The 24433-nt window shown below is 48.1% G+C and carries 21 protein-coding genes; 4 read left to right on the plus strand and 17 right to left on the minus strand.

The window, feature by feature from the left end; all coding sequences use genetic code 11:
• Positions 1 to 661 precede the first annotated feature (661 nt).
• The 7 genes from AC3WTP_RS08650 to AC3WTP_RS08680 form a co-directional block, all read right to left on the minus strand.
• Positions 662 to 1732, minus strand: a complete 1071-nt coding sequence (locus tag AC3WTP_RS08650) for a sulfate ABC transporter substrate-binding protein (RefSeq protein ID WP_492394201.1) — start codon at positions 1730 to 1732, stop codon at positions 662 to 664.
• Between the two features lie 54 nt (positions 1733 to 1786).
• The gene (locus AC3WTP_RS08655; RefSeq protein ID WP_492394202.1) at positions 1787 to 2851 is read right to left on the minus strand and encodes a sulfate/molybdate ABC transporter ATP-binding protein; all 1065 of its coding nucleotides are present in this window, start codon (positions 2849 to 2851) and stop codon (positions 1787 to 1789) included.
• Positions 2841 to 3686, minus strand: coding sequence for a sulfate ABC transporter permease subunit (locus AC3WTP_RS08660; protein WP_492394203.1), 846 nt, complete (start codon positions 3684 to 3686; stop codon positions 2841 to 2843). Before AC3WTP_RS08660 ends, AC3WTP_RS08655 begins: the two co-directional genes overlap by 11 nt.
• The gene (cysT, locus tag AC3WTP_RS08665) at positions 3683 to 4498 is read right to left on the minus strand and encodes a sulfate ABC transporter permease subunit CysT (RefSeq protein ID WP_492394204.1); all 816 of its coding nucleotides are present in this window, start codon (positions 4496 to 4498) and stop codon (positions 3683 to 3685) included. The genes AC3WTP_RS08660 and cysT overlap by 4 nt, the downstream gene beginning before the upstream one ends.
• A gap of 402 nt (positions 4499 to 4900) precedes the next feature.
• Entirely contained in the window at positions 4901 to 5506 is a 606-nt protein-coding gene (locus tag AC3WTP_RS08670; protein ID WP_492394205.1) for a TetR/AcrR family transcriptional regulator, read from the minus strand.
• A 14-nt stretch (positions 5507 to 5520) separates the two neighbouring features.
• Positions 5521 to 6153, minus strand: coding sequence for a YigZ family protein (locus tag AC3WTP_RS08675; RefSeq protein WP_492394206.1), 633 nt, complete (start codon positions 6151 to 6153; stop codon positions 5521 to 5523).
• A 129-nt stretch (positions 6154 to 6282) separates the two neighbouring features.
• On the minus strand, positions 6283 to 7638 hold the full coding sequence (locus AC3WTP_RS08680; RefSeq protein WP_492394207.1) for a glucose-6-phosphate isomerase: 1356 nt from the start codon (positions 7636 to 7638) through the stop codon (positions 6283 to 6285).
• Between the two features lie 358 nt (positions 7639 to 7996).
• On the opposite strand from AC3WTP_RS08680, the gene AC3WTP_RS08685 reads away from it, so the two are divergent.
• A complete protein-coding gene (locus AC3WTP_RS08685) occupies positions 7997 to 8893 on the plus strand; it encodes an NAD(P)-dependent oxidoreductase (protein ID WP_492394487.1) in 897 nt (298 codons plus the stop codon).
• 96 nt (positions 8894 to 8989) lie between these two features.
• Here AC3WTP_RS08685 and tkt read toward each other — a convergent pair whose 3' ends face one another.
• From tkt to AC3WTP_RS08725, 8 genes are all read right to left on the minus strand, one after another.
• Positions 8990 to 11011 carry a transketolase gene (gene tkt, locus AC3WTP_RS08690; RefSeq protein ID WP_492394208.1) on the minus strand — a complete coding sequence of 674 codons (2022 nt, stop codon included), beginning with the start codon at positions 11009 to 11011 and terminating at the stop codon, positions 8990 to 8992.
• A gap of 201 nt (positions 11012 to 11212) precedes the next feature.
• On the minus strand, positions 11213 to 12457 hold the full coding sequence (locus AC3WTP_RS08695) for a sensor histidine kinase (RefSeq protein ID WP_492394209.1): 1245 nt from the start codon (positions 12455 to 12457) through the stop codon (positions 11213 to 11215).
• Between the two features lie 12 nt (positions 12458 to 12469).
• Positions 12470 to 13168: a response regulator transcription factor gene (locus AC3WTP_RS08700; protein WP_492394210.1), complete on the minus strand. Its 699-nt coding sequence runs from the start codon at positions 13166 to 13168 to the stop codon at positions 12470 to 12472.
• A 136-nt stretch (positions 13169 to 13304) separates the two neighbouring features.
• The gene (locus AC3WTP_RS08705) at positions 13305 to 14480 is read right to left on the minus strand and encodes an acyltransferase (protein ID WP_492394211.1); all 1176 of its coding nucleotides are present in this window, start codon (positions 14478 to 14480) and stop codon (positions 13305 to 13307) included.
• Positions 14481 to 14513: 33 nt separating this feature from the next.
• Positions 14514 to 15692, minus strand: coding sequence for a polysaccharide deacetylase family protein (locus tag AC3WTP_RS08710; RefSeq protein ID WP_492394212.1), 1179 nt, complete (start codon positions 15690 to 15692; stop codon positions 14514 to 14516).
• 195 nt (positions 15693 to 15887) lie between these two features.
• A complete protein-coding gene (locus AC3WTP_RS08715; RefSeq protein ID WP_492394213.1) occupies positions 15888 to 16544 on the minus strand; it encodes a serine/threonine protein kinase in 657 nt (218 codons plus the stop codon).
• A gap of 171 nt (positions 16545 to 16715) precedes the next feature.
• Positions 16716 to 17621: a formyltetrahydrofolate deformylase gene (gene purU / locus AC3WTP_RS08720; protein ID WP_492394214.1), complete on the minus strand. Its 906-nt coding sequence runs from the start codon at positions 17619 to 17621 to the stop codon at positions 16716 to 16718.
• Positions 17622 to 17697: 76 nt separating this feature from the next.
• Entirely contained in the window at positions 17698 to 18816 is a 1119-nt protein-coding gene (locus tag AC3WTP_RS08725) for a deoxyribonuclease IV (protein ID WP_492394215.1), read from the minus strand.
• Positions 18817 to 18939: 123 nt separating this feature from the next.
• Between AC3WTP_RS08725 and AC3WTP_RS08730 the strand changes: the two genes are divergently transcribed.
• From AC3WTP_RS08730 to AC3WTP_RS08740, 3 genes are all read left to right on the plus strand, one after another.
• On the plus strand, positions 18940 to 19413 hold the full coding sequence (locus tag AC3WTP_RS08730) for a DUF2621 family protein (protein ID WP_492394216.1): 474 nt from the start codon (positions 18940 to 18942) through the stop codon (positions 19411 to 19413).
• A 92-nt stretch (positions 19414 to 19505) separates the two neighbouring features.
• Complete coding sequence (locus tag AC3WTP_RS08735) at positions 19506 to 20441, plus strand: TIGR01777 family oxidoreductase (RefSeq protein WP_492394217.1); 936 nt, start codon at positions 19506 to 19508, stop codon at positions 20439 to 20441.
• A gap of 116 nt (positions 20442 to 20557) precedes the next feature.
• Positions 20558 to 22009: an IS1182 family transposase gene (locus tag AC3WTP_RS08740; protein WP_492394218.1), complete on the plus strand. Its 1452-nt coding sequence runs from the start codon at positions 20558 to 20560 to the stop codon at positions 22007 to 22009.
• 170 nt (positions 22010 to 22179) lie between these two features.
• Here the strand turns inward: AC3WTP_RS08740 and AC3WTP_RS08745 are convergent, their stop codons facing one another.
• Positions 22180 to 23856, minus strand: a complete 1677-nt coding sequence (locus tag AC3WTP_RS08745) for a DUF6382 and FHA domain-containing protein (protein WP_492394219.1) — start codon at positions 23854 to 23856, stop codon at positions 22180 to 22182.
• A gap of 46 nt (positions 23857 to 23902) precedes the next feature.
• A complete protein-coding gene (locus AC3WTP_RS08750) occupies positions 23903 to 24412 on the minus strand; it encodes an A24 family peptidase (RefSeq protein WP_492394220.1) in 510 nt (169 codons plus the stop codon).
• Positions 24413 to 24433: the final 21 nt, after the last annotated feature.

Here is a 24433-nt window from a genome sequence, read left to right on the forward strand (position 1 = left end):
CTCTGTTAAACCGAGCTGAGGAAAATAAACCAACTGTTTTTGTTTTTTACACTGTCTACTTGACAGGTAGCACTTCATCCCGTGCTGCTGGCTTTCTTTATGTTGACCGCCCAACTCGCAACCAATCCATACTGAACTTCCTCAAACCACTGCCTACTACTCAAAAGCTTCTCCAGACCACTACCCCTTCTACCGCCATTTCGCTATTATCCCAACCTCTCAGGTGCTCACTCCATTCTGAGGCAAGGGGATAGTACTCAAAGGCTTCGCCAGACCACTACCCTTCTACCGCCATTTCGCTATTATCCCAACCGCTCAGGTGTCGACCCCATTCTGAGCCCTGGGGATAGTACTCAAAGGCTTCGCCACACCATTACCCTATCTACCGTCATTTCGCTATTATCCCAACTTCTCAGGTGTCGACCCCATTCTGAGTCCTGGGGATAATACTCGAATGCTTCTCTACTCCACTACCCCTTCTACTTCCATCTCGCTATTATCCCAGCCTCTCAGGTGCTCACACGCATTCTGAGGCCAGGGGATATTACTCAAAGGCTCACCAATACTGAGTCTACAAAATAATGATCAGCAACTAAGACACATATTCAGCAAAAATACCGCATGCCTCAACTCAAGGACACGCGGCGTATCATCCATTCTGCTATAATCCTGCTAATACTTGATACCAGATCCCGCGCTTACTGTACAGCAGTTCGCGGACATGCTTCCAGCCACCCATCTCCTCGATCGTAAACACACCTTCGTCTGCCGCTTCCGTATCGATTCCAGGAAGCGGAATAACAGGGCGGAATCCTGACTCCAGCCACAGCTTCTGCGCCTGCTCACTGCGCAAGAATTCTACGAAGGCAGCAGCAGCCTCACGGGTTCCATGCTTATCGACGTATCGATCAACGACGACGACTGGATTCTCGATCAGGATCGTATGCTTAGGCACCACGATCTCATAGTGCACGCCTTGCTTTTGGCGGGCTAACAATTCATTTTCATACGTTATGATTGCATCTCCGACACCGTATTCGAAGGCAGCCATTGAAGCTCTGCCGCTCTTATCCATCGATATTACGCGTTGATGTACGGCTGAGAGCAGCTCTTTGGCATAGGATGCGGCATCGACGCCTTTTTCCTTCGCCATGAGCAAGCCAGCGCCATAGATCGCGTTAATGTCCCACTGCGCCCCGCCAGACGTCTTGGGATTAGGGTACAGCACATCCACATGAGGCTGTGTGAGATCATTCCAATCTCGAATGCCATGCGGATTACCTTCTCTCGTGCCGATAACGACGATGGAGCGGGTCACCATACCTGCATACGGATCACGCTGCTTCCAATCCTCTGGCACTAAATCAGCTGCAACCAGCTTATCCACATCGCCTTCCATCGCGAACAACGCCACATCCGCTTCCATTCCTCCAGCTATTGACCGCGCCTGTGTCCCAGAAGCCTCGTACGATTGCTGGATGTTCAGAGTCTGGCCAGTCTGCGCTTGCCATTGCCGCTGAAACTCGGGGATGATTCGCTGCAGCGCATCCTTGGCTACCGAATAAGCGCCTATAACCAAGGTTTGTGTTCGGTCTGATGCCATGTCCGCTGATACATTTGTGTTCACAGATGCACTAGGCTGCTTCACACAAGCGTTCAGTACAAGTATCAATAGGGCGATTACCAAGAAGGCTGCCCCCCTCCGCCCTGATCGCAGCAGCCATAGATTCATGCGCTCCAACTCCTTTATTTCACCTGTAGAAATGACAAGTCATTCGAGTACTGGCTAAATGTATATGGGCGCAGGATCACTCTTGAGGGCATTCTCCAGCATCCAATGATCATTTCCATGGAACAAATAAATACGGTGCACAAGTACCTGCACTTGCTCACCCGGAGTTAAGGAAGGACTCTCCAGCGAACGATACGTTTTAAGCCGCAGATCGCCGACCTCTACTTCGACAAGCCATTCACTGCCGCGAAAATGAAGCGCCTTAACTACCCCTTGCTCGCTTGCAGATGCCAATCTGAGTTCTCCAGGCTTTCCAATTTCGATATACTCCGGCCGAATCAGCGCTTTGCTCGATGTCCACACAGTCGCACTCTCAAAACCTTTTAACAAATGAATATCTGAAACGATGGTCGACTCTCCGATAAATGACGCAACAAAGGGCGTCTCAGGATGCTTATAAATATCCCAAGGTGTCCCTTTCTGCTCCATATACCCTTGCTGTATGATCATGATCTCGTCGGCGACTTCAATCGCTTCATCCTGATCATGAGTTACGAATATCGAGGTGATGCCAACCTGCTCAATGAGCTGACGCAGCCAACTGCGCAATTCTTGGCGGATCTTAGCGTCAATAGCGGCAAAGGGCTCATCAAGCAATAACAGCTGCGGCTCTGGCGCTAAAGCACGCGCAAAGGCAACACGCTGCCGCTGTCCTCCGGACAACTGATGAGGGTAGCGCTTCTCGATGTCCTTCAAGCCAGTAAGCTCTAGCAGTTCCTTTACACGCGCTTTAGTTCGTACTTTAGACCATTTTTTCACCTTTAGGCCAAATGCAATATTGTCGAACACCGTCATATGCTTAAACAGCGCATAATGCTGGAATACGAATCCGATGCCGCGCTCTTGAGGCGGTACTCCGTTCATCACACGCCCTTGAAACCGAATCTCTCCGCTGTCCGGCTGTTCTAGCCCAGCCAGCATGCGCAGCAGAGACGTCTTGCCGCCTCCGCTCGGACCAAGCAGCCCGATCAGCTTGCCTGCTTCGATATTGAAGCTCACATCCTTAACCGCTTGATAGGGTCCAAACCATTTATTCAGCTTGTGAACCTCAATGTGCATGATCAGGCCCTCCTTTTCGTTTCTTCGCCCATTCCATAACCAGAAGCAGCGAGACTGAGATGATGGCAAGCACAACAGCGAGACTGTTAGCTGCTGCTATATTAAAATTATCCACATCCTGATAAACAAGTGTGGTCATCGTCTGTGTCTTGTTCATAATATTGCCTGATACGACGAGCACTGCGCCAAATTCACCGAGTGAACGAGCTACTGTCAGCACAATACCGTAGATAACACCCCATCGAATGGAAGGCCAAGTTACTCTCCAAAATGTAGTACACGAATACGCCCCCATCATATAGGCCGCTTCCTCTTGCTGAGTACCAATTTCCTGCAGCACAGGCGCAACCTCGCGAACCATTAGTGGAAAGGTTACAAACAGTGTAGCTAATACCATACTGGGAAATGCATAAACGATAGGGAACCCTGCCTCAGACAGCAGTGCTCCAAGAACCGTATGCGGTCCGAGCAGCAGCACAATCATGAAGCCGCCTATCACGGGCGATACTGCGAACGGCAGATCGATGATACTGTTCATCCATTTGCGCAGCAACCGACTGAGCCACCCGCCTCTAACGATCAACAGTGCCGTCCATACGCCAAATAGCGTATTCAGTACCGTAACGACAAGTACAACTGCGGCTGTCATCCACATGGCATGCAGCGCCTCTGGGCGAAGCAATGCATTTATGATCGTTTGAAGACCGTCTTGGACTGCTCCATAGAGCATTTGCAATAATGGACTGACGAGAAGCAGGACAAATATCAGGTAGGTTGCTAAGATAAGGAGTTTGCCTATAGAAGAGGTTTTGCTTGGATTGGGGTCAGATGTCATGAGCGATTCCCCCAAGATTGTACGGAATGAACGAACCATAGGATAAGGAGAGACATCGTCAGCAGAATAACCGATATCGCGGCTGCCCCCTGCGGATTGCCGCTTTCAATCTCACCGAATATATATACGGAGGCTATTAAGGTTTTGCCGGGAATATTGCCAGCTATCAGCACAACTGCTCCAAATTCAGCTATAGCTCGAGAAAATGCCAGCATGCTGCCGCTCACGATGCCAGGTCTCATTTGCGGGAGCAGCACCTGCATAAAGGTGCGCCATTTGGATGCGCCTAAGGTCAGTGCTGCTTCTTCCTGAGTTCTGTCCCTTTCCTCCAGAAGCGGTTGAATCGCACGTATGACAAACGGAAACGTGACGAAGACCATCGCAATCACAATTGCAGGCTTATCGAATACCAATCGCCAACCAAGCTGATCCGCCCACTGGCCCACTATGCTGCTAGGTCCAAGCAGCAGCAGGATCATCAATCCACCAACAGCTGTTGGAAGCGCAAATGGAAGATCTACTAAGCTGTTCAACAGCACACGGCCTGGAAAACGATAGCGATGCAGCACCCAAGCGCATATTGTCCCTAGTACAGCATTAATAAGTGCCGCGATCACAGCCAGCTTGAACGTAAGCCATACGGCTTGCCACGCTATAGGCTCAAATACGCTGTCCCAGAATGTATACCATCCCTTTGACCATGCATGAACATAGATGCCTGCAATCGGCAGGACAATCAAGATTACGATATATAGCAATAACGTGGTTCGAAACCCCCACATTGCTCCTTTATGCCGTAATATCGCATTCATCGCAGCTGTTCCCTCCTCCATATATGATTATTCCAAGCAACTTACTTGGTGTTATGTTACTAAATCTCTCCATTATTTGTCAATCACGCAAATGTACCATTGTGGATATAGGCATCAGCATGCATTTCCTGTGCTACTATTCAAATTTCCTTATGCAACCTATTCGAAATGCTTATATTTGGTTCATATGTACAGGTACAATTGCGGAAAATTATTGTTGAGGATGCACCGGTCAATGTGATCGTGAATGCCGCATGCCATTAATATTCCGTAGGTCATTCGACAGGGTTCTACCATTAACGCTTTAGCACATTAGCCCCATAACTCATTACATCTGCGACGCTTTCGTTAACTAAAGAAAAAAGACGTCAAAAGACGTCTTTTTTCATAACATATGGGAAGTTAAGCAGTTTGAGCAGCTTCTTCAGCCGCCTTACGACATAGGAAACGGACGTGAGCGGAAGCCGCCGGCTTCACTTCTTCAAAGCTGACTTGATCCTGAATGTAATAAGAAATGAAGCCATGCATGGCCAAGAACAGGGTACGAGGTATGTTGTGCCGATCTTGATCATTCGATAAATATGCATTGAGCGATTGACGGACTATAGTTGAAAATGTCTCCAGGCATCGGCCTTGTTCAGCACGAGCATACGCTAGAAGCTCTTCATCTCGCGTCATAAACATAATCTCATAGTGATGCGGGTTGTTTAATCCATAACTAATAAATTCTAGCATGACTTGTTCAAGCTTCGACATTCCATCGTGCTGCGTTTGATTGATCACTCGTTCAAACAGTCGCCCCAGCTTGCAGAAATCCTCCTGCACAATGGCATAGAACAGCTCTGCCTTATCTTTAAAATGATAATAGAGCGAACCATGACTGTATCCTAACTGCTGACCTATACTGCGCATTGATATGGAACGATAGCCCTTCGTTACGAATAAATGCCTCGCTACCTCCAGAATGCGCTCTCGCGACAATTCCTGTTCTACGGCTTTTCTTGGCATAGCGCTTCTTCTCCTTATTCCCCTTCAATATGAAATTCTAAATCTTCCTTTCGAATAACCGCTTGCCCTTGGGTCAAGTCGGTAATCCAAGCAATAAAGGCATCGCTTTCAGACACTACCGGCAAACAAACCAGCGTAACCTTGTCGGTAAATTGTGTCTCCCCCATTCGCGTACCTTTATTTCTGAGCTCATTCTCCAGCTTGCCTAACCATGTGTAATCCACTTCGACCGTAACTTTCTGGTGGAGCACCTTCTCAATGGCTCCAGCACCTTCAATAGCGGCTACAGCCCCATCTGTATATGCTCGGATTAATCCCCCCGCTCCGAGCATGATACCGCCAAAATAACGAGTAACTACGATCGCGACATCCTTCAAGCCTTGATTCTTAATCACTTCCAGGATCGGCTTGCCGGCAGTGCCGCTTGGTTCGCCGTCATCAGAGGCCTTCTGAATCTCATTGCGTTCGCCTAGACAATAAGCAGAACAGTTATGCGTAGCGTTCCAATGCTTCTTCTTGATTTCTTCAATGAAAGCGATTGCGTCTTCTTCTGTTTGAACTGGTCTTGCATAACCAATAAAGCGAGATTTCTTGATGATGATTTCTTTGCTGCCAAACTCTCGCACCGTCTTATATTTTTCTAACAAGTGTTTCACCTTCCAAGATTGCCAAGAAAGCAGCTTCTCATCATGGAGAAACTGCTTCCGTCGGCAATTTGTATATCTAAGCTGTTTGATTTGCCGTTAAACTAACGTTCATTGCATAAACCTAAAGTCTTATTCCGACAAGCGAGATTCCAATTCCGCTTTCTCTTTCTCGTATCCAGGTTTGCCCAGCAACGCAAACATGTTCTTCTTGTAGGCTTCAACTCCCGGTTGGTCGAAAGGATTGACTCCGAGCAGATAGCCGCTGATGCCGCAAGCTTTCTCGAAGAATGTAACCAAGTATCCGAAGGAGTATGGTGTCATATCTGGAATTGTCACGATCAGGTTCGGTACTTGACCGTCTGTGTGCGCGAGCATGGTGCCTTGGAACGCCTTCTTGTTAACGAAGTCCATCGTCTTGCCAGCCAAGAAGTTCAAGCCATCCAGATCAGCTGCATCTTCATTAATCGAAATGTGGTTCTTCACTTCTTCAACTTGGATGACCGTCTCAAACAGGTTACGTGCGCCCTCTTGAACGAATTGGCCCATGGAGTGCAAGTCTGTTGAGAAATCAACGGAAGCTGGGTACAAGCCTTTGTAGTCTTTACCTTCGCTCTCGCCGAACAATTGCTTCCACCACTCTGATACATAGTGCAAGGAAGGCTCATAGTTGACAAGAATCTCAATAGCTTTGCCTTTGCGATACAGCGCATTGCGTACAGCCGCGTATTGATAGCTCATGTTCTCAGCTACATTCGGATTGCTGTATTCCTTAGCAGCGTCTGCAGCACCTTGCATCATGTCATCAATGCTAATGCCTGCTGTTGCGATCGGCAGCAAACCAACTGCTGTGAGAACAGAATAACGGCCGCCCACATCGTCTGGAATGATGAACGTTTCGTAGCCTTCTTCTGTTGCAAGCTTCTTGAGCGCGCCCTTCGCGCTGTCTGTTGTTGCATAGATCCGTTTCTTCGCTTCTTCCTTGCCGTATTTCTTCTCAAGTGCTTCCTTGAAGATACGGAATGCGATTGCCGGCTCTGTCGTTGTACCAGACTTCGAAATGACATTCACGGAGAAGTCCTTGCCTTCGATAAGCTCAAGCAAGTGAGACACGTAAGTAGAACTGATGTTGTTGCCTGCGAAATAAATTTCTGGAGTCTTGCGCTTATCCTTAGGCAGCATGTTGTAGAAGGAATGTCCCAACATCTCAATTGCTGCGCGAGCGCCCAGGTAAGAACCGCCGATACCGATAACGATCAATACATCGGAGTTCGCTTGTATATTAGCTGCCGCTTGCTTAATGCGAGCGAATTCTTCTTTATCATAGTTGGTTGGAAGGTCAATCCAACCCAAGTAATCGGAGCCTGCTCCGCTCTTATTATGTAGTTGCTCATGAGCCAATCGGATTGGCTCTGCCAAGTAGTCGATTTCATGTTGTCCAACGAAAGTCAAAGCTTTGCTATAATCGAAGTGCACTTTTTTAGTCAATGTACACCCTCCTCTGTTGAAATGAAGTGCTGTGATACACGGAAATGGTTTACTTTTCCACTTTAATCCATGAAACTAGATATAAGCTTAGGATACTGGATTTCACTAGTAAAAACAAGCGAACCCCCTCCATGAAAGGGGTTACACAGCAAAACTAATTCGTTGAACTAGTTAAAACCTCGAATGAATGCGTTATCACCTCCACTTTCCGCCATTAGTATAAGCATTCTTATGATTCCACTACATCAGAACCCTATCCCAATCGTTTCCTGCGTTGGCGGAAGTAATTATGCTACAATAAACGATGTAAACAAGCTCTTTAAACGCCCAACATGCACGATATCATACAAGAGGTGAAATCGATATGAAGAAAGTAGCATTACTTGGATTAGGAACGATGGGCTATCCGATGGCTCTCAATTTGTTAACTAAAGGATTCGAGCTGACGATTTATAACCGTACAGCTGCTAAAGGAGAGCCGCTTGCTGCACAAGGCGCGAAGCTGGTTCATACTCCCGGCGAAGCTGCTGCCTCCGCTGATGTCGTGATCACGATGGTAAGCGATGATAATTCCATCCATAGCATCTATGATGGGGAGCATGGAATTATCGCTGCTCTGAAGCCTGGTACGATCGTCATCGACAGCAGCACGATCTCGCCTTCGCTTGCGAAGAAGCTGGCTGAGGATTGTACGGCGCGCGGCGCCAAGTTCCTTGATGCTCCCGTAACCGGAAGCAAGCCTGCCGCAGAAGCCGGCACATTGCTCTTCATGGTCGGCGGTGAAGCAGAAGTGCTCGAAGCGGCGATGCCTGTATTCGAAGCGATGGGCACCCGCATCGTACATATGGGGGCGAACGGCAGCGGAGCGATTACGAAGCTGGCGCACAACACGATTGTAGGCATTAATAACATCGCGCTAGCGGAAGGCTTCTCTATCGTTTCCAAGGCGGATGTTAACCCAACCGCATTCCTCGAAGTTGTGCAAAACGGCAGCGCAGGCAGCAAAGCAGCCGATCTGAAAGGCCAGAAGATTATTGACGGCAACTTCGACAATCAGTTCTCGCTCCAATTGATGCTCAAGGACTTGAAGCTCGCTTCCGTGTTGACCGATTCCATGCAGCTGCCAACACCTCTGCTTGAGATGGCTAAGAGCACGTTCCAGATGGGACAGACCCAAGGCTACGGCCCAGAGGATCTATGCTCTGTAGTCAAGATCTACGAACAGTGGATCGGACATGCTATTCAACCAAAGTAAGCAGACATAAGGGCACTTTGTATAAATTGATGCAACAAAGCCCGCTGCAGCTATACAGCTGAACAGCGGGCTTTATTATGTCTTGATGCGTTTAAATTAAAGCAGCGCCTTAACGCGCTTCACTACATTCTCAACGGTGAACCCGTATTCGCTGATGACGCGATCTCCAGGGGCCGACGCGCCGAATGTGGAAATACCGAGCACGCTGCCTTGATCGCCGACATAGCGCTCCCAGCCAAATGGATGCGCCATCTCAATGGCAAGACGCGCCTTCACTCCAGGCAGAAGCACGGAATCCTTATAATCCTGCGGCTGCTTATCGAACAGATCCCAGCTAGGCATGCTGATGACGCGAACATGGATGCCTTCTTCAGCCAGCGCCGCTTGCGCGCGTACAGCGAGCTGTACTTCGGAGCCAGTAGCGATCAGCTGTGCTTGAGGCTTGCCGTTCTGCGCTTCGGATACCACATAGGCACCGCGAGCTATGCCCTCGCGAGCATGCTCTTGCGAAGCAGCAAGTATCGGCAGGTTCTGACGTGTCAGAACGAGCACGACAGGATTGTTCTTGTTCTGCATCGAATAGGCCCATGCCGCGGAAGTTTCATTGCCGTCCGCTGGACGAATGACGGTCACGTTCGGAATGATCCGAACAGATGCCAATTGCTCGATCGGCTCATGCGTAGGACCGTCCTCACCGACAGCGATGCTGTCATGTGTCAGCACATACGTAACAGGCAGACCTTGAATAGCGGACAAGCGAACTGCTGGACGCAAGTAGTCCGTGAACACGAAGAACGTGCCGCCGAACACTTTCACGCCGCCGTGCAGCATCATGCCGTTCATCGCTGCAGCCATCGCGAACTCGCGCACGCCGTAGTAAATGTTGCGGCCGTCATATTGACCTGGCTGGAAGTTCGTCAAGCCGTTCATGTGAGTCATCGTCGAGCTCTCGAGGTCAGCAGATCCGCCAGTCAAGAACGGAATATGCTTCGCCAAGCCGTTCAGAGCGTTACCAGAAGCAACACGTGTCGATAGAGCTTTATCCTCGACAGAATACGACGGCAGCGAAGCATCCCAATCCGCTGGCAGATTGCCGCTGACAGCCGTCTTGAACTGTTCAGCCAGCACTGGATACGACACAGCGTATTGAGCTACCATCGCATCCCAAGCTTTATTAGCTTCGATACCCTTCTGCTTCGCATTCTGCTCGAAGTGAGCATATACTTCATCCGGTACATGGAAGTCAGCTTCGAATGTCCACTTGTAGTTTTCTTTCGTCAGCTTCGCTTCTTCTGCGCCAAGCGGAGAACCGTGTGTACCGCCATGTCCGCCCTTGCCTTGCTTGTTCGGGCTGCCGTAGCCGATAACCGTCTTCACTTCGATCAAAGTTGGCTTGTTCGACTCAGCCTTCCCTGCTTCAACCGCTGCTGCGATCGCAGCCAAGTCGTTGCCGTCTTCAACCAGCACCGTATGCCATCCATATGCGTCAAAGCGCTGGCGTACATTCTCGCTGAACGACAGGTTCGCTTCACCGTCAAGCGTGATATCGTTAGAATCATAGAGGACGATCATCTTGCCCAGCTTCATGTGGGCAGCCATAGAAGCCGCTTCATGAGATACGCCTTCCATAAGGTCGCCATCGCCGCAGATAACAAATGTATGATGATCAATTACATTAAAGCCTTCACGATTATATGTAGCTCCCATTTGAGCTTCAGCCATAGCCATACCTACCGCCATCGCAATACCTTGTCCAAGCGGTCCTGTAGTTGCATCAACACCGGCTGTATGTCCGAATTCCGGATGGCCAGGCGTCTTGCTTCCCCATTGACGGAACTGCTTGATCTCTTCCATTGGAAGGTCATAGCCGCTAAGATGAAGCAAGCTGTAGAGAAGCATGGAACCATGCCCAGCAGACAATACGAAACGATCGCGATTGATCCAAGTCGGATTAACCGGGTTGTGCGTCATTTCCTTTGCAAATAGATGATAACCCATCGGTGCCGCTCCCATTGGCATACCCGGATGGCCAGATTTCGCTTTCTCAATTGCATCAATTGCCAGCGTCCGAATAGTAGCAATGGACAAGGAATCAATATTAGAAGGTGTTGCAGTCATTGATGATTTCCTCCCTCTCTAGTCGCTGGAGGCAGACTAGTTCAAGACAGTCTACTCGAGCTTGTTTATGTCATTTTGCATTATTGTACCACTAGTTATACAGGAGCGCTACTTGACTAAATACGAATTTCTCTGAATTATCATGGTGCAGACGGTTAACTCGTTATCTTCCTCACTTTAACGCGCAGCATCGAGCTCATATTATTGGTTTCGCCATTTTCGTTTCAACGGCAAGCTTGTTTCAAATGTGGTGTGTCGCTGATTACTGTACACGGTTATGCGTCCGCCAAGAGCTTCAATTATACTTTTCGTAATCGCAAGTCCAAGTCCGGTTCCGCCCGTCGTCACCTGCCGTGACGAATCTACTCGGTAGAAGCGGTCGAATACATAAGGTAAGTCCCGTACTGGAATAGGCGGGCCATAGTTCGTTACCTTCACAATCGCTCGATCTTCGTCTGCCTCCAGATTGATATCGATAATCTTGCCCACATGTCCATATCGGACAGCGTTGGACATCAGATTGCTGAAGGCTCGAACGAGCTGATCCCCGTCTACAATCACCTTAACAGGCTCAGCAGTTGCATGAATGCGGCACGTCATATCCGCTTCTTCCAGCACCGGAACGAATTCATCCGCTAATTGCTGCATGAAGTCTACCAAGTCGAGCTCCGCAAACATAAGCGGCATACCGTTATTAATTCTCGTATATTCAAATAAATCATCGGTCAGCTTCTTCAAGCGCAATGATTTCTCATAAGCGATGTTCACATAATAACGAAGCTCTACCTCGTCTTGATAACGATCCTTTTCGATCAATTCCAAAAAGCCTAGAATAGATGTCAATGGCGTGCGCAGATCATGCGACACACCGGTAATCAAGTCATTCTTCGTCTTCTCCGCATTTCGTTCTTCCTCAATCGATCGACTTAGCTGCGCGCTCATCTTATTGATATGGTCTGCAACTTCTCCCAACTCACTAAGCTCCCTAACCGGGATCGTATATGTGAAGTTTCCAGTCGCAATCTCCTGTAAGCCCTGCTTAATCTCAAGCATATAGCTGTTCAGCTCCGCTACCGCCTCGTTCACCTGCTGGGCAAGCGCACCTAGCTCATGGGAAGACGTAGAAGATACATTCGAAAGCATGCGTCCTGATGCCAATTCTTGAACAACCTGCTCGATCCTATGAATATAACGAATCATCGGCAGACTCAACCAATAGAAGCTGGCAGTGAATACAACGGTGCCCGAGATGATCATAATCGGGAGCGAACCGATATTGTTAATGATCCAACGCACCGGCGTCGTGAGTGAGGGTATACCTATCAATAATAATCTCGCGGCAATTATATTTCCGAGCAGCAATACTAGGGCTGTTATGGCCAGACTGCCAACAGACGCCCCTAGAAACTTCCACCTCATACTAGAGCTCCATTTATTCGAATTCATCTATTGCTCTCCTTAGGAAGATTCAATCTTATAGCCGATCCCCCACACTGTCTTAATAAATCTCGGATTCTGGCTATCCTTCTCAATCTTCTCACGCAGCTTGCGGATATGTACCATTACTGTGTTTTTTGATTCCATAAACGGCTCGTTCCATACTTCCTCATAGATGCGATCCATGCTTAATACGATATCTTTATTGGAAGCTAGCAGCTTCAATATAGCGAATTCTCTAGGCGTCAGCTTTACTTCCTTCTCCTCTACCATGACCTTATGCGTGCTAAAATTAATAATCAGATCATCAATCTGGACTTCATTCTCTTTAAGCGGAGCCGCGGAATTGAATTGCTTATATCTGCGCAAATGAGACTTGACTCTCGCCACAAGCACCAGCGGGTTAAACGGCTTCGTCACGTAATCGTCCGCGCCGATGCTAAGGCCGGCGATCTTATCTATATCCTGACTCTTCGCGGAGAGCATGATGATCGGGATATTGTTCTGCTCCCTGATCTTCATGCAGGCCTGAATACCATCCATCTCAGGCATCATTACATCTAATATGATGAGATCAACGGAATGAGCTTGCAGCTGCTTCAGCGCTTCCACGCCGTTCGCGGCCTTGAGAAGCTGATAGCCTTCATTTTTCAGATAGATCTCGATCAGCTCTACAATCTCCTTCTCATCATCCACTAGCAATATCGTTTCCCTTGACATGCGGCATACTCCTTTGACCTATACTGTTCCAACCATCAAGCATTATGGGAAATAAAACCACGGTCACAATACCCTCATCATATCATCCGATGGCTGGTCTGTCTTGGTCAAAAGAGCTCATCACACATATAAAAGCTTACATATGTCGGCCATCTGTTGCTTGATTCGAAATGGAGCTGTGGTGCTGATGGACTGAAGGAGGCTTCGCATTCGAGCCAAAGAAGATCCAGGACATTGGGAGCCGCCTCGATAAGTAAGCAACGATGAGCCATGTAAGCCCTAAAGCCACTACGAAGCCGCCCGCGATCCAGAGCGGATACAGCCATGGTGAGCCCCGGTGCCAAGGAAGCTTACGATAGATAAATAACAGCACCGGATGCAGCAGGTAGATGCCAAATGATACTTCCCCAAGGCCATGCATCAGTCTTACCCATAACGCCTTACCGCGGCGCTGAATGAGAGAAGCAGCTTGAATCAGCACAAGACAGGACAGCAAGCTCTGCAGCTTAAACAAGCCTTCATAGATAAGCGTGTTCATGACGATCATCTCCAGATGAGTCATATACCACGCCTGAACATGTGTTAAAGTAACGACTGCCCAACTTAGCCACAGCAGCCTATTCCATTTCATGTATCGAAGGTCGGCAGCCGGATTGAACAAAGATTCGAGCCAAGCTCTATATCTTTCCCAATGAATCCCGAGGAAAGCACCGAGCATCCATATACTCATATAAGGGAGAAAGATGCTTCCCGTTCGAGGCAGCTGCCATTCATATTTATTCAGCAGAACGAAAGACCACTGCAGCAGAAGCCCGATCCAGATGCTGTATTTTACAAATGTCCTTGAACGGGAGGCCAGCAGATGAAGCGGAAACAGCAAATAGAATTGCACGATGATCACAATGTAATATAAGTGCGTATAGGCCGTTCCTGTGAGGAGATCTTCTCCAAACAGACGAAGCTGAGCCCAGTTCAAGCTGATGTCTCCACGAATAAATTGCACGAATACGAAGTAACAGAGCGAGGCTATGAAGTATGGAACTAGTATGTATTTCAAGCGCTTATAGTAGAATGACAGGATCTGTGCAGGCTTAAGTCCTTTATGAGCATAGTTATAAAATAGGACAAATGCGGTCAAGCAAATAAAAGAAGGTACGGCAAACTTCGCTGCGATATTAAGAAACACATAGATGTAATACAGATCAGAGGTTTGTGCGGCAGCAACCGGCTGCGACGTTGAATGAATGAGAACAACTGCCGCAATCGCCATTGCTCGATATAGCGATAAATACTCAACTTTCTCCTTCTCCATCACCTAAACAGCTCCATCCTTCAGAATCCGTTTTTACACTTTTCTCATGAGATGAACGGTCTTCTTGTCTTTGTCCCATTGCACATCGATATCGAATATCCTGCTGAGCTCTCCCAGCGGATACATCATCGTACCCTTGATCTTGCGCGGCTGCGCTTCAACAAAGCGGATATCCTTGCCGTCCACTTGAATGCGCACGTATTCTCTGCTAGGATTACTTTCTTGCAAAGCCGCTACCAGCTGCTCAGGCGTCTTCTCCATCGTCCCCATGTTGAAGCGGCATGCATTGTGATCCGCTCTAGTCGTCATGCCTGCTCGAATCGTAAATGACAGCTTGATCTCCAGCTCATTTAACACATGAAACACATCTTTATTGAACACGCCATATGGGAAAGCGATTATGCCGATCGTGTTGCCCAGCTCTTCACGCAAGCGCCTCTCTGCGGTGCCTAGATCGAGCCTCATGCGGTTCAAGTATTCATCCTTCGTCTCGACGCGCTTCTCATCAGGAAGATACAGCTCCCCGGACAGCATTGCAGCTTTCTTGCCCTTCTTGTTGATCTCCTTATACTGATGCGAATTATAGGTATGATTGTAGAAGCTCATGCCGGCTTGCTTCATTTCTCTCATCTGATCCCAGGTCATCTTCTTGATCCCGGTCTGCTGGTCAATAGCAGATACGATCACAAAGTTGGTTGCCGAATACCCATACTCTTTCAGAATCGGGAAAGCGTGCGTATAGAAGCTCTCATATCCATCATCAAATGTAATCAACACCGCGTTATCCGGAACCTCTGCCCCTTCCGTCATATAGCTGACATACTCCTCCATGCTGATGGCATGATACCCATTGATGCGGAGCAGCTCCATCTGCTCTCTGAACGAATCGACAGACAGCACTCCCTTGGCTGTAGGCTCCGGCTCCAGATGATGATACATAAGCACCGCTACCTGATCCTGATAATAAATGTTCTCCTCAAGCTGTCCGATAGAAGTCTCAACCTCGAGACCAAGCTCCTGCTCCATAAACGCTTCCGATACCATAAGATAATTATTGTGCATCTGAATCGAATTTGGATTATTCGGAAGTACGGTTCCATTTACAGAGACGGTAATGTATTTCGGAATGACTTGCACACAGCCTGCCAGCAGCAGGACGACAATCATGCAAATGAGCAGCTTCTTTACACTTAGAATAGGGTGATCCAACATACGTGAACTTCCTCCTCAGTTGAGCTTACATATCTTATGAGGAGATTATAGTCGGGCGTCCTTAACAATTAAGGCACCATTCGTTTAGCAATTTCTTATGTATATCTGAATAAAATCAAAGGGAGAGTTAAGAGAATGTTAAGATTTAACAGAAAAGAACACGGTTGAGAGTGGACCGTGCTCTGGAAGTAGAAGTTATAATGACGGCTTGCGACTTATCTTGACGAATCGTCGATACGTCTTGCGCAATCGCTCCAGCCAAGATGCCGAGATAGCAATCGGCTTGCGATAGAGGAAAGGACGATAGAGTAAACGATAGGCCCACTTGCAGTGTTCCCACACTCGATCTGGACCTTCGAGGAGAAAGTCCGATACATCGACTACATATCCTCTTCCGTTATGATTGAGAATATTTTTACCGTGGATATCGCGCGGATTCAGCCCTCGTGATCTAGCATAAGCCACTGCCTCATCCACATCATCGATCACGGAAGGAGGAATGATGATTCCCTGCAGCAAGCACTCATAAAGGTTAATGCCCTCTAGACGCCTCAAGATGAGGAAGGAATCACCTATTTCATAGCATTCTGGGAATGCTGGATGGTTTCCGAGCTTATGGTAGACTTCAACTTCGTCGCTTAGTCCGGGACGTCCTGCGGCATATACCTTAACAACCCAACGCGGGTCATTGTTCGGATAAAATACCGCTGCATAATTCCCTCTCCCCATCAGCGACCAGTCGTCAGGAACATACTTTACCGTCACCGGATCTTCAGAGGACAAGCTAGTAATTATTAATTGCGGAAGCAGTTCGTGAACGACGCGCTCTTTCCACTGCTTGGATTGTTCCATAGATAATCTCAGCTTCCTTCTTCTATCAGTGGCTTGCTATATTACTATACTTGGTTTTCACATTACATTCTACGGCTGAATTGCCTCAAATTGCATTGGACTTGCAACCATAAGAAAAACCTCTGCAACCGCGCTGTTCACACGGTGTACAGAGGTTCATGTATCCAAGTATTAGTTAAATACGACCGTCTTGTTCTGATGCACCAAGACACGATCTTCAACATGCCAGTGTACTGCGCGCGACAGCACTTCACGCTCGATCGTCCGACCGATTCGCTTCAGCTCGTTAACATCTGCGCGATGCGTAACACGACCGACGTCCTGCTCGATAATCGGACCGCCGTCAAGCTCCTCCGTTACGTAATGAGCTGTCGCTCCGATAAGCTTCACTCCGCGATTGTAGGCTTGATGATACGGCTTGCCGCCAACGAATGCCGGCAGGAAGGAGTGATGGATGTTAATGATCTGATTGCGATACTGCTCAATGAATCGCGGCGAAATAATCTGCATATACCGAGCAAGTATAATCACATCCGCGTTCCCTGCCACCAGCTCGACCTGACGGCGTTCTGCTTCCGCCTTCGTATCAGCCGTGACTGGAATATGATGATAGGGAATGCCGAATGATTCGACGTATTCACGCATATCATTGTGATTGCTGACGACCATCGCAATATCAGCGTCTAGATCGCCTGATTGCCACTGCCACATGAGTTCGAGCAGACAATGGTCTTCCTTCGACACGAAGATAGCTAAACGCTTCTTCTTGCTGACTCGAGAAATACGCCATGTCATCTCAAACGATTCAGCAATGCTGGCGAAGTCCTGCCTTACTTGCGGCAATCTTTCATGAAGCTGCTCCAAATCGAACTCAATGCGCATAAAGAACATGCCGCCGTCTGGATCCATTGTATATTGATCGGATTGTACAATATTCGCTCCATTTTCATATAAGAAGCGTGATACTGCAGCAACAATTCCAGCCCGATCGGGACATGAAATGAGCATGCGCGCTCTGTTGATTGACGCACGATCGGCTTCCTGCCGAGCTTGCGCCATAGTGTGTTGGTGTGTCATAGTACTATCCTCCACTCCCTAATGTCTCTCTATATCGATCAAAAGCGAGTATAAAGCTTACATCACAAGTTCTGATCTATCGGATGTCTTTACCGGCAAACCATGCGATAAGTCGCTGATTAATTTGATCTTCTCTCAGATCTGGCAGCACTTGCGCTCCTATGATTTGGTCGTACAGACGCTCCAACGGCTCACGCGGATCAGCCTTCTTAGCCTTGGCGTCGTTCTTCAACACATTCCATGTATCCAGCACGTAATCACGGCGATCTACGTTTTCGCTGGCGAAGAAATGCTCCAAGCGTTCTACGTCTTCCAAGAAGCCTTCTCCGAAGCGTCCCTTAATGTCACCGCGAAGCAGCGCGATTTCGGTCTCATACATCGGGAACTGCTTCTTGGCATCCTTCCCGATCCAAGGCGTTTCCAGAATAAACGGTCTTCCCTGCAGCCCTTCGTGGTTCACGACCCCGCGAATACCGTTGTAGCCAATATATCCGGAGCCTACAGGCGTGTGTCGGTCTTTGCCTGCTCCTGTAGGGTTTTTGCTGTCATTGAGATGCACGACCGCTATTCGATCCAAGCCGACTATTCGGTCAAACTCCTGAAGCACGCCATCCAGGTTGTTCACGATATCATATCCAGCATCGTGAATATGACAAGTATCCATGCACACGGATAGACGATTGTTCAATTCCACCTTGTCTATGATAGAGGCAATCTCATCAAAGCTGCGGCCGATCTCCGTGCCTTTGCCTGCCATCGTCTCCAGCGCAATGCTGACATCGGTATCATTCGTGTTGCTGAGCACTTCATTCAATCCTTCTGCGATCCGATTGATGCCGAACTCCGCATCTTTATCCGTATACGCGCCTGGATGCAGCACGATCTGCTTTACACCGATGTAATGGGTACGGCGAATCTCTTCTTGCAGGAAGTTCACCGCGAGCTCAAACGTGTCAGGCTTGTACGATCCTAGATTAATGATGTATGGCGCATGCACGACGATTTCATCGATGCCCTGCTCAGCCATCAATTGCTTGCCTTCTTCGATAAATAACGTATCTATTGGTTTACGGCGAGTGTTCTGCGGCGCCCCGGTATATATCATGAATGTGCTGGATCCGTAGGTTGCGGCTTCTTTCGCGGCTGTTACCAATCCTTTGTCTGAGAACGAGACATGTGATCCGATTTTTAACATAATACAACTCCTTCAGGTTAATTCTCCTTATTTTACAGGTAATATCGAAATAAATCTAGGAATGAGGTATAATTTGTTATAGACACACTAGAAAATTAAGGTAATTATGCTGAGGTGATCGAGATGAATCTAGGTCTAAACCTTTTTCCGCTTGCTGACAGTTCTCCTCCGAACTGGTTTATGAATTCCATTGCCGTATGGACGTTCATCATGCTCGGTTTCATGAGCATTGGCGGATATTTTATGTTTCGCAAATTTTTAAAGGTGCTGCCTAAGAATGATGGCATGTCCAAGCTGGACTGGCAGAACCACTGGGTTGAACGAAGCCGCCCGCTATGGACGCAAGATTCCAAGGATTTTTTACAGATTCTGGTCAACCCTGTTCCTAAAGCTTTTCGAGATATTGCTAAACATTCGATCGCTGCCCAGATTGGACAGATCGCTGTAGAGAGCGGTTCCAACGAGGTCACTCGCGAGCACTGCATCGAGGGATACATCAAAGCTACACCGCGCGCAGATCATGCCTTTCTTATAAAACACTTGAAGCGGAATCAGATTGACTACTCACCATACGCGCACTTGCTGAACTCAGATTAATGATCGCCATCCGTTATTCCCCTCATAGCTGCACCTTCCCATCATTTGAGCAGGGGTGTCGGGTTTGAATAAGTTATCAGGGAGGAATTTGGATGAATATGCTCATATGTGGAGGTACAGGATTAGTAGGACATTCGCTTGCGCGCTTTTGGCTTAACGAAGGTCACGAAGTGGTTATCGTGACACGTTCCAAGAGTGCGCCAAGACGTGATTTCCCGAACAAGCAGCCGTTGTATGCAAGCTGGGCAGATCTAAGAGCCAATACGGGTCCATGTAAAAATATCGACGTTGTCGTTAATCTCGCTGGAGAAACGATCAATCAGCGATGGACGGAATCCGCAAGAAATCGCATCACGGCATCACGTGTTATGCCTGCAAGACGGCTTCAGGATTGGGCCGGTTCTCTGAGTAAGAAGCTGCCGTTATTTATTAGCGCTTCCGGCATATCGATTTACGGCACTTCTTATACTGGTGTGTTTGACGAAACCAGCGCCGCGGAAGGCGAAGATTTCCTATCCAATGTGGTCAGGCAATGGGAAGAGAGCGCTGATCTCATTCCAGCAGAGCGGAATATTAAGCTTCGCATCGCGCCCGTGCTAGCCAACACGGCTGGAGCATTTCCGCCAATGCTGATGCCCTTCAAGCTGTACTTCGGCGGGCCCGTCGGCAGCGGCAAACAGCCCTTCTCCTGGATTCATATTGATGACTTGGTGCGCATGATCGACTTTATTGTCACGGATTCTACGATCGATGGCATTGTGAATGCTTCATCCCCAGAGACGGTCACAAACGAACAATTCGGCCGTACTCTCGCTAAAGTTTACAACCGCCCGTTCTGGTTTCGAGTTCCGGCTTGGATGCTTAGGATCGTATTCGGTGAAATGTCCGCCCTGCTGCTAGAGGGACAACGCGTCTATCCTGCTAAGGCTCTGGAACATGGCTTCACATTCCAATATGGGACAGTTGAGAACGCTCTGCGCGCTCTCCGTCATGACCGAATGGCAAAGAAAGAGGCACCCGTCCTTTAAGGAGGCCACTGAAAAAGTCCTTTCATACGAAAAAGGTACAGTCCTTCAAGAAAATTGAGGAGGTTGTACCTTTTTTGCCGTATAATTAAGGCATCACGAAAAGTGGGTGAGAGCAGATGATTCGGCAACAACAAACTTTGGTTCTGAGTCCTTACGAGGCACTATATGACATCGTCGTGCCGAAGGACAATATACTCCGTAAAATCAACGAACTGGTGGACTTCACCTTCATATATGAGGAACTGGAAGCAAAATATTGTTTGGACAATGGACGTAACGCCATTGACCCCATTCGCATGTTTAAATATCTACTGCTGAAATCTATTTTTGAACTATCTGACGTAGACATTGTCGAGCGCTCTAAGTATGACCTTTCGTTCAAATATTTCCTAGGTATGGCGCCGGAGGATCCGGTTATTGACCCGAGTTCGTTGACGAAATTTCGTAAGCTGCGGTTAAAAGACATCAACCTGTTGGACATGCTTATTGGGAAGACGGTAGCCCTCGCCATCGAGCAGAATATTCTGAAGAGCAACTCCATTATTGTTGACGCTACGCATTCGAAAGCGCGCTACAACCAGAAATCGCCGCAAGAAATTCTACAAGATCGTGCACGAAAATTACGAAAGGCCGTTTACAGCATGGATGAATCGGCCAAAGCCAAGATGCCAGTAAAGAACACGAGCAACGAACTCGAAAACGAAATTAAGTATTGCCAAAAACTCGTCGCCTTCATCGAAAATGAATCCGGAATCGCACAAGTACCGAAAATTCTGGATCCGCTCAACTTGTTGAAGGAGACGGTGGAAGACGATGTCGAACAACTTCGTCTGGCGGCGGATCCGGATGCGCGTGTGGGACACAAGAGTGCAGACTCCGCCTTCTTTGGATACAAAACACATTTAGCTATGACCGAGGAACGTATTATTACAGCGGCTGTCATTACAACTGGTGAGAAGAATGATGGCAAACAATTGCAGATGCTCATCGAAAAAAGCAAAGCAGCCGGCATACAGGTCAACACTGTCATTGGCGATACTGCGTATTCGGAAAAGGATAATATTTCGTACGCGAAAAGTAACGAGATTGAACTCGTGGCAAAACTCAATCCGCTCATCACGCAAGGCAGCCGTAAGAAGGAAGACGAATTTCTGTTCAACAAAGATGCCGGAATGTACGTATGTCCAGCTGGTCACTTGGCGATCCGAAAGGCTCGTGAGGGTAAAAAAGGTGTCGGCCAAAACCAGACGGCTACCTATTATTTTGATGTAGAACTATGCAAGCGTTGTCCGCTCAAAGAAGGCTGTTACAAAGAAGGTGCCAAAAGCAAGACGTATTCTGTAACCATTAAATCCAATGAACCTTTGGAGCAAATGGCCTTCCAAGAGACGGAATACTTCAAGGAGAAGTCCAAAGAGCGGTACAAAATTGAAGCAAAGAACAGCGAACTTAAACATGGACACGGGTATGATGTCGCCACATCCTCGGGTCTGCTTGGCATGGAAATGCAAGGTGCAATGGCTATATTCGCAGTAAATCTTAAGCGAATATTGAAACTGGTAGATTGAAAACACGGCGAGTAGACCGATTTAGAGACCTCAAAAAAAGACATCCGCCCCCTAAAAAATGGAGGTGGATGTCTTTTTTGCAACTTGTGCGAGACGCTCGTAAAAAAACATAAGTTCTTCAGTGGCCTCCCTTTAAGGCGGCGCCTCTTTCTTTGCTATTCAGCTTGAGGTCATTCCAACAAGGAGAAGCGATACTCGATCTGGGCTAGCTTCAAGATATCTCCGGTCTGGAGAGCAGCCTTCTTGTATGGAATAAGAAGCTCACCTTGCAGTTCTGTACCGTTCTTCGAACCAAGGTCCTGCACCCAATACAGTCCTTCCTCATGTCGAATCTCGCAATGCAGCTTAGATATGCCCGGCTCTAGTATAGACAGCTGAACACCACTTTCCGCTCGACCAATAATGCAGGGATTATTTACGATATCATGACATTCCATAGTTCTTGTAGCGCCTATACGTTCCAAGACCGGGCGAGTGAGCCTTGGTGCTGAAGCATTTCCATCAAGCAGTGCAGTCATATCTCGACTTCCTGCATGAAGCAGCGTCGTATGATCCGTTAGTTGATCGTAATATCCATCAACACCGTTCCGATTGAAAGAAGAGTGGTCCGCGGCGGCAACTGCGACCTCAGCTTCTGTCATGCCTGAGTTATGCATATCCGAACTACGAGCGCGCTCCTCTCGCTCCGGAATTTGATGCTCTGAGTGACGCCAAGTGGCAGGTAGATCGAGAGAGGCTTCTGTAAGGGATGAGGGGGGCTCCTTTCTATTATGCGAATGATCCTTAATATGAAGAAACCATTGAAGGATCAAGCCTCTGTACCATGCATAGCCGCATACAACGCCAATAACGGTAAACAAGATGCTGACCGTTAGCCCCAGCGTCCCCTGACTTCGACCGTATCCAAACTTCCAGCCGAACGCGGCTATAAGGATCGCTGCACCAACTGAAATAATCCACGATTGAGGTTGAGATTGGGAGGATGAACGGGAGTGCGAGTGAAGCCTGCTGTATTCATGATCTGAATCATCTTCCTCATCACTGAAATGATCATATGAAGCGTCACTCTCCCCCCACGCTGGTTCCCTCTGCCAATCCCTTTCGCTAGAAGTCTGCTCGACTTTGCGCGGGAGCGAGATTTGAACTTGATTATCCGACATCGTCTCTCTCATTGATCCATTTGATGCAATCGAATGATCAGTTCCAGAACGAGCATAGGGTGCTGCTGGAGCTGCTGACTCCACTATTCCCCCATGGGGCTTGGCAGTCTGATGAGGGACAATTAGAGCTTGCACATACTGTCTCAGCTCAGTAAAAGAGGCATTCTCACGATAAAGTATACGAATCAGACCTTGAAATCCATCGCTTTTCCAATCCTTCACCTCGCTCGATAAACGAATCGCGATCCGCTGTAAACTCTTGATCACAGCTCGCGGATGCAAAGATTCCAACGTCGGGATATAAGGTATGTATAAAGTGCTGCCGCCCATTCCGCCTTCAATAAACAGCACATCCTCATGAATAAGAAGCTGATTAGGCTGCATCATGTAATTCTGACAGTCTTCTACTGTACGAATTAACTGCAGCATCCATTCATAATATTGAAGCTCCGTTACCGTTTCAACGGCGAGAAGCGGCATGAGCAGCCGTTTGCCGCTTAAGTCATAATAGAACACAGCTTCCTCATTCATAATACTGACGTCCAGCTTCAGCAGATGCGGTACGGCATGCTGCTGAAGCATGCGAATCGGATGGGGGTCCAACAGTTCTGCCTGTACGGCTTCATCGCGATAGAGCTTTAGCTTCAGCTTGCCATCATGAATATAATCAGCACGGTATCCGTGCATCTGGTCTCCTCCTTCATTCGGCAGATGCTTCTCCATATCACATGAATCAAACCGAATAATTTGAAAAATAAACAAATACCGCGGCGGGAACGACAGCGATCATGAAAGGAAATGTAGCAGGCTTGTGCAGAATCAATTGAAACGCAGTGATGGACTTAGAACCAGCCAGCAAGCAAATGGATTGCAGAAAGCGGCGTCCAAACGAACGGTAGTGAAACAGCAGCAATCCGCCAGCGATGATTCCTCCCAACAGGATGCTCCCAATCAGGGTCTGCCACACATAATGACTGCCCATCCAAGCTCCAAGCGCGGCAAACAGCTTAACATCTCCCCCGCCGATCGCGCGCAAGAGATATAATACAAATGTCGGTACAAACCCCACCAGCATCCCCTGTGAACTATAGACTAAGCCATCCCAACCATTCAGTATCGTGTGGAGGAGCAATCCTACCCCTAGCGCTGAGACGGTTAGGATGTTAGGAATGGTCTTCGTACGTATATCCGTAACTAAAGCCGCAAGGAGCAGCGCTGCTCCAGCACCTTCGGTTAGTAGCATCTAATTTGCCTCCTCATTTTC

This window comes from Paenibacillus sp. EB106-04-04-XG159, from assembly GCF_058791835.1.